Here is a 14876-nt window from a genome sequence, read left to right as displayed (position 1 = left end):
AAACTTAAATTTTAAGGAAATTATCCAACAGTTGATGCCCCTGTTCGCTCAGAATGCTCTCTGGATGAAATTGCACCCCTTCCAGAGCCAACGTGCGATGGCGGATACCCATAATTTCATCACGCTCACCATCACGTTCACTCCAGGCGGTCACCTCAAAACAATCTGGCAATGTGGCGGCATCCAATATCAACGAATGATAACGGGTAACCGTCAACGGATTATTCAGTCCCTTGAAAACACCCTGCCCAGTATGGCGAATAGCCGACGTTTTACCATGCATCACCGCCCGCGCACGCACCACATCAGCACCAAACGCCTGACCGATCGCCTGATGCCCCAGGCAAACCCCGAGGATAGGTAATTTACCGGCAAAATGGCGGATAGCCGCCAATGAAACACCCGCCTCATTCGGCGTACAGGGACCGGGGGAGATCACCAAATGCTGCGGAGCCAACTGCTCAATATCGGCCAGTTGCAGTGCATCATTACGCTTAACCCGCACTTCTGCTCCCAGCTCGCAGAAATACTGATAAAGGTTATAAGTAAAAGAATCATAGTTATCGATCAGCAGAACCATAGTTATCTCAATTTAGAAACGATACCCAACTCTTCTTTCAGCGATTTCAGATAACGACGGCTAACGGGTATGGGTTCCCCCACCGACATAATCATTTCTGCCGCGCCACTCTCTTCAAAACGGATCTCTTTAACCTGCTCAAGATTGACCAGATATTGCCGATGGCAACGTACCAACGGCGTGCGATTTTCCAAGGTGCGCAATGTCAGTTCAGTGAAGCACTCCATACCATCATTACGCACCACATACACCCCCGTTGAGCGGGAGCGAATGGCAATTACCTCGTCGAAGCGCAACAAATAAATCCGGCTGTGGCCGGTACAGGGAATGTATTTCAGATAACCGGCGCTCTCTTCCAGCGCTTCAATATCCTGCGGAGCACGGCGTTGATGTAAACGCTGCAGTGTTTTATTCAACCGTTGAGGCTCAGCAGGTTTCAGTAAGTAATCGAACGCATGCTCTTCAAAGGCCCGCAGTGCATATTCATCATAAGCCGTCAAAAACACGATATAGGGCATACGATTGGGGTCGAGCATACCCACCATTTCCAAACCGCTGATTCGAGGCATTTGGATATCGAGAAATACCACATCCGGTTGTAAACGGTGGATTTGGCTAATCGCTTCAATCGCATTGGCACACTCACCAATAACGGTGACCCCCTCTTCCGCTTCCAATAGATGACGCAGGTTATCACGCGCAGAGGGCTCATCATCAACAATCAATACTCGCAACATCAGGCCACCCTCGCCAATGGCACATGCAGGGTAATACAGGTAAACATTTCAGGCTCACAAGAAACCTGTATACCGTAACCCTCGCCATAACGGACACGGATACGCCGATCGACCAGATTCATTCCCAGTCCGCTACCTGCGGTGGGTTTACCGAACAATCCCGCATTATCCGTCACCTGCAACAGCAAGTGTTCCTCCTCATGCCGGGCACCGATATCAATACGCCCTACCCCCAACAGATGTGATGTCCCATGCTTAATCGCATTTTCTACAATCGGCTGCAGTGAGAAAGCCGGCAACTTCGCCGCCAATAACTCTTCAGGCAATGAAACTTTGATCTCCAACCGTTCAGCAAAACGGGCCTTTTCAATCTGCAGATAAGCGTTCACGTGTTCAATTTCATCAGCCAATGTGACTTCATCATCTGAGCGCTTCAGATTTTTGCGAAAAAAAGTGGAGAGATACTGAACCAATTCACAAGCCTTCTCACCATCACGGCGAATCACCGCCACCAGGGTATTCAAGGCATTAAACAGGAAATGTGGGTTAACTTGGGCATGCAGCAGTTTGATCTCTGACTGTGCCAATAGCTGTTTATGACGCTCATATTGTCCGGCCATGATTTGCGCCGACAGCAAGCTGGCGATCCCTTCGCCAAGGGTACGATTAATGGTACTGAATAGTTTGGTTTTGGGCTCATAGAGCTTGATAGTCCCAATCACTCGCTGATTCTCACCCCGCATAGGGATCACCAAGGTTGAACCTAATTTACAGTTGGAGTTAATTGAACAGCAGAAAGAGAGTTCATTGCCATCGGCGTAAACCACTTCGTTATTATCAATGGCACGCTGAGAATGAACGGAAGAGATAGGGGTACCCGGCAGGTGATGATCGGCGCCCATGCCGATAAAGGCCAACAACTTATCACGATCGGTGATGGCTACAGCGCCGATACCCAGCTCCTGGTAAATCACCCGCGCTACCTTCATACTGTTTTCTTGATCAAATCCCTGACGCAGAATACCTTCAGTACGTTCAGCAATTTTCAGTGCCTTGGAGGAAAATGCACTGGTATATTTCTCGAACATTGCCCGTCTATCCAGCAAAATCTGAATAAACATGGCAGCACCTACGGTGTTGGCAATCATCATCGGTAAGGCGATATGTTCCACCAACAGTAGCGCTTCCGGGAAAGGGCGTGCGACCAGCAGAATAATGGCCATTTGTAACACTTCTGCCGTTAATGCGACCCCCGCGACAAACAAAGGATTAAACAGCAGGTCAATCCGCCCTCGCCGCATGGCAATAATATGCACCACTCCACCGACCAATCCTTCTGCTATTGTGGATATAGCACAAGCGACATCCGTCATTCCCCCTAGCGTATACCGGTGTAAACCGCCGGTCAGACCGACCAGAAAGCCAACAGAAGGGCCCCCCAGTAACCCACCCAAGACGGCACCAATAGCACGGGTATTAGCAATTGAGTCCTGAATATGCAGACCAAAATAGGTACCCATAATGCAGAACACAGAGAAAATAACGTAACACAACAGTTTGTGCGGCAGACGAATAGTCACCTGCGTCAATGGAATAAAGAGTCGCGTCTTGCTCAGTAAATAGGCAATGACAAGATAGACGCACATCTGCTGTAGTAGCAGCAAGATCTGGTTAAATTCGAACATGGCAGCAGCTCATCGGAACAACGGAGGCAAACAAAAGAAGCCAGTTATCTGCAACTCAAGTCGCCTAGGTGTTGGCTATCGTCGCGCACCAGCCACTTGAATAAGTCAGGGTATCTACAGAGGTATATTAAATCATGCGGCATTGAAAAAAACCGTGATGCCAACAAAGCTTCGTGAGGGAAAACAGACCGGCTCCTGATGGGAACCGGCCACACTTGAGTTATGGCAGCACTTTCGCTGACAGGATAACAATCGGTTTACTAGGTACATTCTGATAAGGGCCAACATTACTGGTTGGTACCTGGGAGATTTTGTCTACCACTTCCATCCCTTTCACCACCTTACCAAACACCGCATAACCAAAATCACGTTGGCCATGGTCCAGAAAAGCATTGTCTGCCACATTCAGGAAAAACTGACTGGTCGCGCTGTCTTGATCCGCGGTACGCGCCATGGAAATGGTGCCGCGCAAGTTACGCAGACCATTATCAGCCTCATTTTTGATCGAAGCATTGGTGGTTTTTTGCTGCATATCGGCAGTAAAACCACCACCTTGCACCATAAAGCCGGGGATCACACGATGAAATATCGTATTGTTGTAATAACCACTGTTCACGTAGTCAACAAAGTTCTTGGTAGAGATGGGGGCCTTCTTACTATCGAGCTCTAACTCGATATTCCCTGCGGTGGTAGTCAGCATGATGTGAGGTCCCGCAGCAGCCAAGGCAGCAGGGATCATCGCTGACAAGGAACACAGTGCAACGAAGGTCACTAAAGTACGTTTGAACATGAACGGGTCCTTTCTCTAAGAGACAAACAACGGAAAATCGCTCTGATTTTAAACAGCCACACCCGACAGCGCCAGCCATTTACTTATATTTACTCAACAATTAGACATTTCTTAATTAGGCTGAATTTCGCTGCCGACAGTATGGTCCCCATCCCTCTTTTTGCCAAGTCGCTCACGACACTATTTATCACTTTTACTTTTTATGACAATAGGCCGGAAAAACCGCCAGACTTACCACTTCAGCCTCTACCAGGCGGGTTGCTCGGTGGTCTGTAGATATCCAGCTAAATAGATCAGTTGATATCAGCCCGCCTTGCACCTCGACGCCCATGCAAGCTACCGCAATAAGCCAGCAGCTTGCATGACAACAGCTATAAAGTACACAACTCAAGGATGGGGAACAAAACCCACAGCTTGATACACTTTCGCCAACGTTTCCTGTGCCCGAGCCCGGGCTTTCGCCGCTCCGTCACGCATCACCTGCTGCAGGAATACTTCATCGTTACGGTAACGGTGATAACGCTCTTGCAGGCCACTCAACATGTCGGAAACAGCTTCAGCAACAGCCCCTTTCAAGTGGCCATACATCTGGCCTTCGAACTCCGTTTCCAATTGGGCGATGCTTTTACCCGTCACGCCAGACAGAATATCCAACAAGTTGGAAACACCTGCCTTGTTCGCCACGTCATAGCGGATAACCGGTGGGTCTTGTGAATCCGTCATCGCACGTTTGATTTTTTTGGTCACCGCCTTCGGGTCTTCCAACAAACCAATCACGTTGTTGCGATTATCATCGGACTTGGACATTTTCTTAGTCGGCTCCTGCAGCGACATCACACGTGCACCGGATTTTGGAATAAACGGCTCAGGAACCTTGAAAATATCGCCATACAGTGCATTGAAACGCTGACCAACATCACGACTCAATTCCAGATGTTGTTTTTGATCCTCTCCTACTGGCACTTGATTAGTCTGATACAGCAGAATGTCTGCCGCCATCAATACCGGGTAGCTGAACAGGCCGGCATTAATGTTTTCCGCATAGCGCGTAGACTTATCTTTAAACTGGGTCATGCGGTTCAGTTCACCAAAATAAGTGTAACAGTTGAGCACCCAGCTTAGTTGTGTATGTTCCGGCACATGAGACTGCACGAAAATAGTGCTTTTCTCTGGATCGATACCACAGGCCAAGTACAACGCCAGGGTATCCAGTGTCGCTTTACGCAACTGTTGCGCATCCTGACGCACCGTGATGGCATGCAGATCAACGATACAGTAAATGCAGTCAAACTCGTCCTGCATCTGCACCCACTGACGCAACGCCCCCATATAGTTGCCAATAGTCAGTTCACCGGATGGCTGTGCGCCACTGAATACGATAGGCTTACTCATAGTTAAATTTCCTGATCTGCGAAAGATGACAGCCCAAGAACGGGCAATAAATCGGCAAAATGTTCCAACACGCGGTCTGGCTTGCTCAATGCGATCGCTTCACCATAGTTATAACCGTAAATCAGGCCAACACTTAGGCAACCCGCCGCCTGAGCGGCCTGAATATCGTTACGCGAATCGCCGACAAACAATACCTCACGGGCTCGCAGGCCGAGTTTGCCAAACACCATATACAAAGGGGCAGGATGTGGTTTCTTCACCACCACATCATCACCGCCGATAATCAACGAGAAAAAGTTGCTAATACCCAGTGATGCTAATAACGGTGCGACAAAGGGCGTCGGTTTATTAGTCACCAACGCCAGCGGGTAACCCTGTTCAGCCAAACAGCTTAATGTTTGTTTCACTTGTGGGAACAGACGGCTACCGCTCTCCACGGTTTGAGCGTAGAAATGATCAAAGTGTTGACGCATTTGCTGGCACTGTGCTGCCGTCGGCTCTACGCCAGCCCATCGTAGGGCACGTTGCACCAACACATCAGCACCATTGCCAATCCAGGTACTGACCAGCGCCTCTCCTGCCACTGGCAACCCCATGGCGGTTAACGCCAGATCTATCGCAGCAGCCAAGCCAGGCGCACTATCAACCAGGGTGCCATCAAGATCGAAGGCCACCCCCCGAATAGCAGAAAAATCAGCCATGGCTTACCTTCGCTAACTCACTGCGCATTTTATCGATCACCATGCGGTAATCTGGCTGACCGAAGATGGCAGAACCCGCGACGAACATATCTGCCCCTGCGGCAGCTATCTCGGCGATATTATCGACTTTGACACCCCCATCGACTTCCAGGCGAATATCACGACCACTTTCATCGATAAGCCGACGTACCTGGCGCAATTTATCCAATGTACCGTGAATAAATGATTGACCACCAAAGCCTGGGTTGACTGACATCAGCAGGATCACATCAATTTTATCCATCACATAATCAAGATAGCTTAACGGTGTAGCCGGGTTAAATACCAAGCCCGCCTTACAACCGTTCTCTTTGATTAATTGAATGGTACGGTCAACGTGTTCAGAAGCTTCAGGATGAAAAGAGATGTAGGTTGCCCCCGCCTTGGCAAAGTCCGGTACAATACGATCAACCGGTTTCACCATCAGGTGAACATCAATCGGTGCCGTAATGCCATAATTACGCAACGCTTCGCACACCATCGGGCCAATCGTCAAATTTGGCACATAGTGATTATCCATAACATCAAAGTGCACCACATCTGCACCAGCCGCCAACACATTAGCCGTATCTTCACCCAATCGGGCGAAATCTGCTGACAGAATGGACGGGGCAATCAAAAATTTTTTCATCCTCATCTCCAAATATGGGGGCTGAGTTATTCAGCTTATTTAAACAGTGCCAGAAGTTCGTTCACTTTACTGCGGCCAAGAATATTCCGGCTAATAGTGCGGGGTGCCTCTACCACGTGCAGCACAGCATGCTGATACCAGTCACGAGTCAATTCAGTATCATGATTTGAAATCAAGACAGGCACCTGATTTTTCACTGAGAGTTGGCGTGCAATTTGAGCTAACCCTTGCTGGTCGGCAAGACTGAAGCTGTTGGTATGATAAGCAGTAAAATTTGCCGTCACTGACAACGGGGTATAAGGCGGATCGCAATAGATCACCGCACCCGGCGTTGCTTTTAGCATAGTATCTCGGTAGTGCTCACAGACAAACGTCGCATTACGCGATTTTTCAGCAAACCAATACAACTCTTGTTCCGGGAAATAAGGTTTTTTGTACCGACCAAACGGAACATTGAACTCGCCACGTAAATTGAAGCGGCATAAGCCGTTGTAACAGTGACGATTCAGATACAGGAAGAGTAAAGCACGCCGATAAGCGTCAGTACTGGCATTGAACTCAGCACGCAGCAGGTAAAACTGCTCCGAATGATTGAATTCGCTAGTAAAAAGAGCGCGGGAATCGCGCACGAAATCATCCGTGCGCGATTTAACGATATTATACAAATTGATGAGATCGCTATTAATATCAGCAAGGATATAGCGGTCATACTCGGTATTCAGGAAGACTGAACCCGCGCCCACAAAGGGTTCGATTAGGCAGTCGCCCTCTGGCAGATGGCGACGGATCTCATCAATCAGAGGGTATTTTCCACCAGCCCATTTTAAAAAAGCGCGGTTTTTCTTCATGCCGTCAGTTAGCTACTTATACAATTCAGAGCGGCGGATTGTACCTTGTTTCAAACAGCACATCAGCGCACAAAGTTAATAGTTTATTTTTTTAGCTCTTGCTGTACTTGACTGACGGGTCGAGCCCAAGGCTTCTTGGCCTGAACCTCCGCCGGTAAAGTAGCAATTGCACGTTTCGCCTCTTCTGAAGAAGCATAGTTACCCGCCACCAGCACATACCACGGCTTACCATCACGTTTAGTTTCATACACCGTAAAATGTTGTAGATTCTGTTGCTTGGCAAAGGCATTCAATGTGTCAGAACGCGAAGCCCCGCTCAATTGCAGCGTGTAATGGCTACCTGGAGCACTCTTAAGCGACCCCGTACTACCACTGCTCACCGCACTCTTGTTACTGACTGCCGGAGGGATATACACGGTGGTAGCGTTTGCCGCAGGTTTCGCCGCTGTTCCTGGTTTGGTGGTTGACGTTTCTGGCTTCGCCGTTGTCAGCGGTTTAGTCCGCGCTGTTTCACGTGGAGTCGAACCACTCATCACTGTTGCCGGCGCCGTTGGCAAACCTGCAACGGGTGTATTGATATCTTGAACTGCCGCATCCACCTGGCCCTGTTGTGATGACAGCGCGGTGGACATATCACCTGGCAAATCAACGCGCTGCTGAGCCCCACCAGGCGCTGGTAGTGGTGGTGCTTCGGTTGGCGTACTGGATATAGGAGGAATGTTGATAGTCTGCGGCTGAGTTTGACCAACACCATTGTTATCATGGGAATCGGTTGTCCCTCCAGCAACACCGCTGTTGTTCGTCGTCAACGATGAGGTCCCTGACAAATTGATGTCTCGAGCCCCCCCTGATTGTGCTGTTTCTGGTTTGGTTGGTGACTTCATGGCTGAGCCAATCATAGCTATCAGCAGTAAAAGCACCACAATACCAATACCAATCATCATATGTTGACGTGAAATAGCAAAGCGCGGCGCAGTCGCTGGGCGTCGTGTTCGCAAAGGGCGGCGGTCACTGGCATCAGGCCTGAGATCGTCTTCCGCTTTAAACTCTTCCATCTGAAACCCTCCAACTAGAGGCAAAAGCTCACCACCCAAGATACGGTATGGTTCGAGACTATTAACCCAATGACGGCAAGGGGATATCTACCTCACCTTGCTCATTAAACACCCGTTGTCAATCAAACTGCTACGGCGTCGGCGGCTGACAAACACTCAGCACCACCAATAGCCTTAAGCGCCAAGCTAAAATAAATGCGGACAGCCAACACCACATCCCCATCAAAGTATGACGAGTATTCCCCTCATATTTCAAGCTTAAGCGTGACTCTCTGATTGCAGTGAGGGGGGCAGACAATCGGCTATTGACGCCAATACTACGTCATGGGGGACACCACCACGCACTTCCGCTTGACCCATTGCCGTTGGTAATACTAAACGCAGCACCCCGCCCAAGACTTTCTTGTCACGCATCATATGTGGCAAATAAGCTTCAGGAGCCATCTCTTGCGGACCGCAAACCGGCAAACCGGCACGTGATAACAGCCCTTTAATCCGGTCGATGTCATCACTAGAAAATTGCCCCAAACGACGAGCGGTTTGCGCTGCCATCACCATACCTGCCGCCACCGCTTCACCGTGCAGCCATACCCCATAGCCCATTTCCGCTTCAATGGCATGACCGTAGGTATGTCCCAGATTAAGCAACGCCCGTGAACCACTCTCTCGCTCATCGGCAGCGACCACTTGGGCCTTCAGTTCACAACAACGCCGGATACAATAAGCCAATGCACTCCTATCAAGCGCCATCAGATTATCAATATTATTTTCCAGCCAAATAAAGAAATTACGGTCAAGAATAATGCCGTATTTGATCACTTCTGCCAGGCCAGAGGAGAGCTCTCTTGGCGGTAAAGTATATAAGCAATCAAGATCCACCACGACCGAGGCCGGTTGGTAAAACGCGCCAATCATGTTTTTACCGAGCGGATGATTGACGGCTGTTTTACCGCCAACGGAGGAGTCCACCTGCGAGAGTAATGTGGTTGGAACCTGGATAAAACGGACACCACGTTGATAGCAGGCAGCGGCGAAGCCAGTCAGATCACCAATCACGCCGCCACCCAAAGCCACCAGCGTGGTATCACGCCCATGGGACTTTTCCAGCAGTGCCGAAAAAACCTGTTCCAGAGTGGCGAGGGATTTATACTGTTCACCATCAGGCAGTATCACCTGATCCACCACGATGCCCCCCTGCTCAAGCGTCTTACGGATACGCTCCAGATACAGCAGTGCCAGAGTCTGGTTAGTGACCAGCATAACCTGCTCACCAGCCTTCAACGGCATAAAAGAAACCGGATCGTTAAACAATCCGGTAGCAATGGTAATCGGGTAGCTACGCTCCCCAAGCGTTACGATCACTCTCTCCATATTCGAGTTCAGTTCTCGGTGTAATTGATCCTCGCCCAGGCGGGGAACACTAAAAGAATCCTCGCCTTAACCAGCAACCTGCGGCCAATACGAAAATCACGATATCTTGAACAATTCGCGTTGCCTATTACCGACAAGGCCGAAACAAATCTGTTAGCAACCGATTTGAATCGCCGCTTGCGCTAATCCGCAGGGTGAAAGTTCATCATTTCCCAGGCGCATAGATAAACGAAATGACAAGCGCCAACAGACACTGTCAATAATCATACAATTCAAAGTATGATCAGTATATCAATTACTTTCCAGCATATTGATTATCTGGTTAGCCACTACTTTAGCGCTTTGGTCGTCAGTGCGGATGGTGACATCTGCAATTTCTTCATACAACGGATTGCGCTCTTTAGCCAACTCCTCCAAGACTTCACGTGGAGGGGTGTCAACCTGTAATAATGGGCGCTTTTTGTCGCGTTGGGTCCGAGCCAACTGCTTTTCAATGGTGGTTTCCAAATAGACCACTACACCACGCGCCGACAAGCGGTTACGCGTTTCACGCGACTTAACCGAGCCCCCACCAGTAGCCAGCACAATCCCTTGTTTTTCCGTCAGTTCATTAATGACTTTTTCTTCACGATCACGGAATCCCTCTTCCCCTTCCACGTCGAACACCCAGCCCACATCGGCACCGGTACGTCGCTCTATTTCTTGATCAGAGTCGAAAAACTCCATATTGAGTTGCTGAGCTAACTGACGACCAATAGTGCTTTTGCCGGCACCCATAGGCCCAACCAGAAAGATATTGCGTTTCTCTGCCATGTTTTTCGATATTACTAAGACAATTCGTTAATGATAACCCGCCCCGCCAATCAAATCAGCAACGGGACCTAAACTGAAACCTCATGAGCGATAATGCGAGATCAGGTGGAAAATTATCTCAACACTCCTGGTAGTTTGGCAACCGAATAAATCGCTATCCACGCCGCGGGAGGGAAACCATAGGTTTTTAACGGCGTCTTATACCTTATGGGTTTCAAGTTGCAGCCAGAGAGCAAACGTAGCCACCGCTGGGAACTTACTAAAGCAAATCACCAGGATAAGTACGTGAAGCCAACAACATAGCAGCCTGAAAGACGGCAGGTATAGCATTAATAAAAAACTCGGTACTCAATTCGGTAACCCTTGTAAGCTAAATCGGCGGCAGCGTCAAACCCAGATGCCTACAAGGTGATAAAAAAGTGCATTTATCCGTCCACTTTGAAGGTTGTTCAGTCGGTCAGATGCTAAACAATCTCTATTGAAATCAGCGGCTACTCGATTACTGACTCGGGATCATCTAAAAAAGTGGATTAACCTTCCCCAAAAATAAACAACCCCCATCGTAAAGTAGAAAGATAGATGACCAGTGTCACCACCGTGACCTATACAATGGCACTAGGGCTAATTAAAGGAAACCACCTAAAGCTTGATCAACGTAGGTGTGATGAAAATGACCAACTCACGTCTTTTATGCTGTTTGATTTGCTGTTTGAACAACGCACCCAATAGAGGGACATCCCCCACACCGGGTACTTTATCAACACCTTGGGTGTTCTGCCGTTGGAATATCCCCCCCAACACAATGGTTTCACCATTTTTCACGGTCACCTGAGTTTTAATTTCCTGCTTATCAATGGCGAGTGCCTCTCCTGCCCCCTGTTTTATCGAACGCCCTGGCACATTCTGACTAATCTGCAATGTCAGGGTGATTCGGCCATTGGGCAGGATTTTGGGCGTTACCTCCATACCCAGTACCGCTTCCTTGAACTCTATGGATGTCGCACCACTGGCACCGCTCGACACTTCGTATGGGATCTCCGTACCCTGTTTGATACTGGCAGTTTGCTGATGGGCGGTGAGCAGACGTGGACTGGCAATAATCTCGACCTCATTCTCTTGTTCCAGCGCGGATAACTCCAGATCCAGAATACGCCCACTGATACGTGCCAAGTGAAAGCCCGCCGTCACCACGCTATTTTCTACTGGCAAGCTCACATTGAAATTATCTATGCGCATGGCTTTCGCAGGCCGTTCTTCTGCAGCCAACCCCCAGCGCACACCAAGCTCACGCAGGTTTTCGCTGCTAATAGTGACGATATACGCCGACAGTTGTACTTGCTGCAAAGGGGCATCCATCTCCCTCACCCAGGATTTTATTTGAGCAAGTGCGCTTGCGGTATCTCGCAACAACAACGAATTAGTGCGTTTATCGACGATCACACTACCACGCTCAGTCAATAGCTTGCTGCGGGCGTTGTCCAGACTGAGAGCGATGTCACTCGCTTCAGCATTGTGCAGTGCTAGGGTCAAATTTTGCAGCGGTAACTGTTGAGTCAAAAGCTGCTGCCGGCGCTGCTGCTCCTGTTCATCGGGCTCGGGGAGAATCATCATCACATTCCCCTCAATAGACATCGCCAAATGCCCCATGCGCAACACGACCGCCAGTGCCTGTTGCCAAGGCACCTCCTCCAACCGCAACGTTAAGTTACCTTTAACGCCTTCACCCACCACGAGATTCAAATGCTGATATTCCGCCAGCGCCTGTAAAATCAAGCTAATTGGCGTATCGTGAAACACCAGCGACACCGGTTTTTCTTTCTGCACCGCCCCTGACACCATCATCGGCAGTACCAGTAACAAGGCTAACAACCCGTTGTATCCCTTCATAACTCGTTCCTTAGCGTTTTTCCTCTAATGCCAGTACCAGGTTACCCACCTGCGGAGAACAGGCGCTGTCTATTTCTGGCATAGCCAATTCAACTTTACGGGGATGAACCTGCGCCACTTGCCAATACCCATCCAGTAAGCGTTGCTGGGGTAACAGGCCTAACCATTGCCCCTGCGGGGTCACCACCCAGCCGTAACGCAAATCCTCGGTGCCAATACTGCCTTTCAGTTGCCAGTTTTCTGGGGAAGTGATTGGGCGGATGCAGGGAACAGCCTGAGGGGGTTGGAAAGGATCACGTTCATCTGTGCTCAAGACGGAAGGCAACGGAGCAAACCCCGATGAATTGGCAAAAATCAGTGATTCAGGTGAGCTGACGCAGCCAGAATCCTGGCAATTAGCATCACTCTGTGGAGAGTTATCACCCGCCCCATCAGAGACAAGTAACGTCAATTGGGTCATCAACCCTGTGGGTTGCCGCTCGATCCTGATCTGCCCAATCCGCTGAGTTGACGATATTCCCGCCAAAAAATGCAGCAAACCGTCAAATTTCACCTGTACAGTCACCTTTTGCTGTGGTGGCTTATCTTGTTGCTGCCAGCGCAACAGCTCCCCACCCACTTGCTGGAGTAAACCAGCAATATCTCTCTCTTTTTGCGGATCAGGTTGTTCCGCAGCCTGCTGCAAACGCAGTTCAAGTTCTTCCAGCGCGGGTAACCGATCCCATTGTTTCTGATGCTCCGCAATCTGTAATTCAAGCTGTTGCCGCTGTTGATCTAGCTGTTGATACCGTTGCCACTGGTCAGCCAGCAGCCCTATGCAGGTTAACAGCACCAGGCCAGCCAACCCCGACCATTGCAGGCTCAATATCTGCCAACCAGGTCGATTTAACCAAGGTATCAGCCAATCTGGTATCGGGTTATTCATCTTGCCGCCAAAATGCTGTCAGGATGAAAGCCAATACCCCATCTTTACCCTGTATCACGTCAGTCAAATGACTACTCCGCAACCAAGGCAAGGCTGATAAACGCTGTTCAAGCAAGGCTATGGCGGCATAATGCCCACCCTGCCCATGCAACGAAATCCCTTTTGCATTATCTTCAAGTTCAGTGAGCCATAACGCTTCGGGTAACGTTCGCGAGAGTTGCTGTAGCAATAAAAGATAGCGGCGATTATGGGCCTCGTTCTGCTGATGACGCTCTTGCACTGCCGCCAGACGTGCCAATTCGGCGATGATTTGTTGCTTTTGCTGGATCTGCCCCTCAAGGTTGGCATATTGCTGTGCCTTTTCTTGCAGAACACGATGTTGCTGCAATTGTTGATAACTGAGTGCCCCGTATATCAAGGCAAGCAAAACCAGTATCACCAGCAGTTGCAGGCAGAAACAAGATAACCAGAAGCGATAACGTTGCCGCAACCGATGGCTCCGCCAGGGTAAAAGATTAACTTGATACATCAATTATCCTCATGGCGAAGGGCCAAACCGCCCGCCAGCACAAATGCCGAAGGTAACGTAGGTAACGGTGGATGCAACTGGCTGAATGCCGTAAAGGGTGACCAGGGCATCACCGCTTCCGGTAAGGGCTCATCCAGTACCGTGCTGTAATACACCTCTTTAGCCTCTAATACCGGGCACTCCCGGTGTATCATCGCCAGTGCCTGCCTGGCACTCTGGGCTTCCTGACAAGAAAGCGTGCCGTAGGCAAAAGGTACCGTCCGCGGTGCCACCCACAGCCACTCCTGTTCCAAGCGGTGCAACAGACCCGCTTGCGGGTCCAGGCCAGCAAACTCAGCCATCTGTGACAAAACACTGGGAGCGATATCGATAACCTGCGGTTGTAAGTCAGCCAGTTGCAAGCAGCGCAACCACTGTTCAAGCTCTTGCTGACGCGCCGCTGTAAGCAGCAATTGATGGGTGTTGGGTTGTGCCTGACGATAATCTACCGCCAACGTCTGGCTGGCTAACGGAAACTGTTTCATCCCCTGGCTGATAATATAATCATGACGTATCGGCTCTCGTAGACGGTTATCCGGTAGTGGTAAGGTTTGCTGTAAAACCCGCTGAGCAGGTAAGGCAATACGTAACGAAATATGTCTTGGTAAACGAATACGCCACTGCTTCAGCCAGGACACCAACAGGTCAGAAGTTTCTATCTGGCTCTCTCGCAATATCGGCTGTGGAAGCCGTTGTTGCCACCAGTGCCGCAGTTGCCAGCCGTTACGGCGGCGTTGTGCTGCCAATGCTCTGATACTGTGACCTTGTATATCCAGCCCCACTTGCCACCCTTGCGAAAACATATTTTCAGCCACCTCCGTATCGTTAGATAACAAAAGAACATATCCATGTTG

Annotated in this window: 15 protein-coding genes; all 15 read right to left on the bottom strand. The window is 49.7% G+C overall.

Going from position 1 to position 14876, the window contains the following annotated elements:
* Nucleotides 1-4: 4 nt before the first annotated feature.
* The 15 genes from ACX9GV_RS19265 to pilM all read right to left on the bottom strand — a co-directional run bounded on the left by ACX9GV_RS19265 (nt 5) and on the right by pilM (nt 14825).
* Nucleotides 5-580, bottom strand: coding sequence for an aminodeoxychorismate synthase component II (locus ACX9GV_RS19265; protein ID WP_023489055.1), 576 nt, complete (start codon nt 578-580; stop codon nt 5-7).
* Nucleotides 581-582: 2 nt separating this feature from the next.
* The gene (gene btsR / locus ACX9GV_RS19260; RefSeq protein WP_023489054.1) at nt 583-1317 is read right to left on the bottom strand and encodes a two-component system response regulator BtsR; all 735 of its coding nucleotides are present in this window, start codon (nt 1315-1317) and stop codon (nt 583-585) included.
* Nucleotides 1317-3002 (bottom strand): LytS/YhcK type 5TM receptor domain-containing protein, encoded by a 1686-nt coding sequence (locus tag ACX9GV_RS19255; protein WP_473196580.1) that lies wholly within the window; start codon nt 3000-3002, stop codon nt 1317-1319. The genes btsR and ACX9GV_RS19255 overlap by 1 nt, the downstream gene beginning before the upstream one ends.
* 220 nt (nt 3003-3222) lie before the next feature.
* Nucleotides 3223-3792 carry a peptidylprolyl isomerase A gene (gene ppiA, locus ACX9GV_RS19250; RefSeq protein WP_023489052.1) on the bottom strand — a complete coding sequence of 190 codons (570 nt, stop codon included), beginning with the start codon at nt 3790-3792 and terminating at the stop codon, nt 3223-3225.
* Between the two features lie 387 nt (nt 3793-4179).
* A complete protein-coding gene (gene trpS, locus ACX9GV_RS19245; RefSeq protein ID WP_473196579.1) occupies nt 4180-5184 on the bottom strand; it encodes a tryptophan--tRNA ligase in 1005 nt (334 codons plus the stop codon).
* A gap of 2 nt (nt 5185-5186) precedes the next feature.
* Nucleotides 5187-5885 (bottom strand): phosphoglycolate phosphatase, encoded by a 699-nt coding sequence (locus ACX9GV_RS19240; RefSeq protein ID WP_473196578.1) that lies wholly within the window; start codon nt 5883-5885, stop codon nt 5187-5189.
* Complete coding sequence (gene rpe, locus ACX9GV_RS19235) at nt 5878-6555, bottom strand: ribulose-phosphate 3-epimerase (protein ID WP_473196577.1); 678 nt, start codon at nt 6553-6555, stop codon at nt 5878-5880. The genes ACX9GV_RS19240 and rpe overlap by 8 nt, the downstream gene beginning before the upstream one ends.
* 35 nt (nt 6556-6590) lie before the next feature.
* Nucleotides 6591-7403, bottom strand: a complete 813-nt coding sequence (gene dam, locus ACX9GV_RS19230; RefSeq protein WP_023489048.1) for an adenine-specific DNA-methyltransferase — start codon at nt 7401-7403, stop codon at nt 6591-6593.
* 83 nt (nt 7404-7486) lie between these two features.
* Nucleotides 7487-8458 (bottom strand): SPOR domain-containing protein, encoded by a 972-nt coding sequence (locus ACX9GV_RS19225; RefSeq protein ID WP_473196576.1) that lies wholly within the window; start codon nt 8456-8458, stop codon nt 7487-7489.
* Nucleotides 8459-8716: 258 nt separating this feature from the next.
* Nucleotides 8717-9829, bottom strand: coding sequence for a 3-dehydroquinate synthase (gene aroB / locus ACX9GV_RS19220; protein WP_473196575.1), 1113 nt, complete (start codon nt 9827-9829; stop codon nt 8717-8719).
* 291 nt (nt 9830-10120) lie between these two features.
* Nucleotides 10121-10642 carry a shikimate kinase AroK gene (aroK, locus tag ACX9GV_RS19215; RefSeq protein ID WP_023489045.1) on the bottom strand — a complete coding sequence of 174 codons (522 nt, stop codon included), beginning with the start codon at nt 10640-10642 and terminating at the stop codon, nt 10121-10123.
* 639 nt (nt 10643-11281) lie between these two features.
* Complete coding sequence (gene hofQ / locus ACX9GV_RS19210) at nt 11282-12529, bottom strand: DNA uptake porin HofQ (protein WP_023489044.1); 1248 nt, start codon at nt 12527-12529, stop codon at nt 11282-11284.
* Between the two features lie 10 nt (nt 12530-12539).
* Nucleotides 12540-13454: a hypothetical protein gene (locus ACX9GV_RS19205; RefSeq protein WP_473196574.1), complete on the bottom strand. Its 915-nt coding sequence runs from the start codon at nt 13452-13454 to the stop codon at nt 12540-12542.
* Complete coding sequence (locus tag ACX9GV_RS19200; protein WP_473196573.1) at nt 13447-13983, bottom strand: PilN domain-containing protein; 537 nt, start codon at nt 13981-13983, stop codon at nt 13447-13449. The genes ACX9GV_RS19205 and ACX9GV_RS19200 overlap by 8 nt, the downstream gene beginning before the upstream one ends.
* Nucleotides 13983-14825, bottom strand: a complete 843-nt coding sequence (gene pilM / locus ACX9GV_RS19195; RefSeq protein WP_473198076.1) for a type IV pilus biogenesis protein PilM — start codon at nt 14823-14825, stop codon at nt 13983-13985. Before pilM ends, ACX9GV_RS19200 begins: the two co-directional genes overlap by 1 nt.
* Between the last annotated feature and the right edge of the window lie 51 nt (nt 14826-14876).

The sequence above is a fragment of the Serratia sp. 25CWL12 genome (assembly GCF_055790885.1).
Note: the sequence above shows the minus strand (reverse complement) of the source record. Positions and strands in the feature narration are given on the sequence as shown.

What these genes read in the sequence shown, in the direction of transcription:
- btsR (WP_023489054.1), bottom strand. Translation starts at nt 1,317, where the DNA reads ATGTTGCGAGTATTGATTGTTGATGATGAGCCCTCTGCGCGTGATAAC.
- ppiA (WP_023489052.1), bottom strand. Translation starts at nt 3,792, where the DNA reads ATGTTCAAACGTACTTTAGTGACCTTCGTTGCACTGTGTTCCTTGTCA.
- rpe (WP_473196577.1), bottom strand. Translation starts at nt 6,555, where the DNA reads ATGAAAAAATTTTTGATTGCCCCGTCCATTCTGTCAGCAGATTTCGCC.
- aroK (WP_023489045.1), bottom strand. Translation starts at nt 10,642, where the DNA reads ATGGCAGAGAAACGCAATATCTTTCTGGTTGGGCCTATGGGTGCCGGC.
- ACX9GV_RS19205 (WP_473196574.1), bottom strand. Translation starts at nt 13,454, where the DNA reads ATGAATAACCCGATACCAGATTGGCTGATACCTTGGTTAAATCGACCT.
- trpS (WP_473196579.1), bottom strand. Translation starts at nt 5,184, where the DNA reads ATGAGTAAGCCTATCGTATTCAGTGGCGCACAGCCATCCGGTGAACTG.
- ACX9GV_RS19255 (WP_473196580.1), bottom strand. Translation starts at nt 3,002, where the DNA reads ATGTTCGAATTTAACCAGATCTTGCTGCTACTACAGCAGATGTGCGTC.
- ACX9GV_RS19240 (WP_473196578.1), bottom strand. Translation starts at nt 5,885, where the DNA reads ATGGCTGATTTTTCTGCTATTCGGGGGGTGGCCTTCGATCTTGATGGC.
- ACX9GV_RS19225 (WP_473196576.1), bottom strand. Translation starts at nt 8,458, where the DNA reads ATGGAAGAGTTTAAAGCGGAAGACGATCTCAGGCCTGATGCCAGTGAC.
- ACX9GV_RS19200 (WP_473196573.1), bottom strand. Translation starts at nt 13,983, where the DNA reads ATGTATCAAGTTAATCTTTTACCCTGGCGGAGCCATCGGTTGCGGCAA.
- dam (WP_023489048.1), bottom strand. Translation starts at nt 7,403, where the DNA reads ATGAAGAAAAACCGCGCTTTTTTAAAATGGGCTGGTGGAAAATACCCT.
- ACX9GV_RS19265 (WP_023489055.1), bottom strand. Translation starts at nt 580, where the DNA reads ATGGTTCTGCTGATCGATAACTATGATTCTTTTACTTATAACCTTTAT.
- aroB (WP_473196575.1), bottom strand. Translation starts at nt 9,829, where the DNA reads ATGGAGAGAGTGATCGTAACGCTTGGGGAGCGTAGCTACCCGATTACC.
- hofQ (WP_023489044.1), bottom strand. Translation starts at nt 12,529, where the DNA reads ATGAAGGGATACAACGGGTTGTTAGCCTTGTTACTGGTACTGCCGATG.
- pilM (WP_473198076.1), bottom strand. Translation starts at nt 14,825, where the DNA reads ATGTTTTCGCAAGGGTGGCAAGTGGGGCTGGATATACAAGGTCACAGT.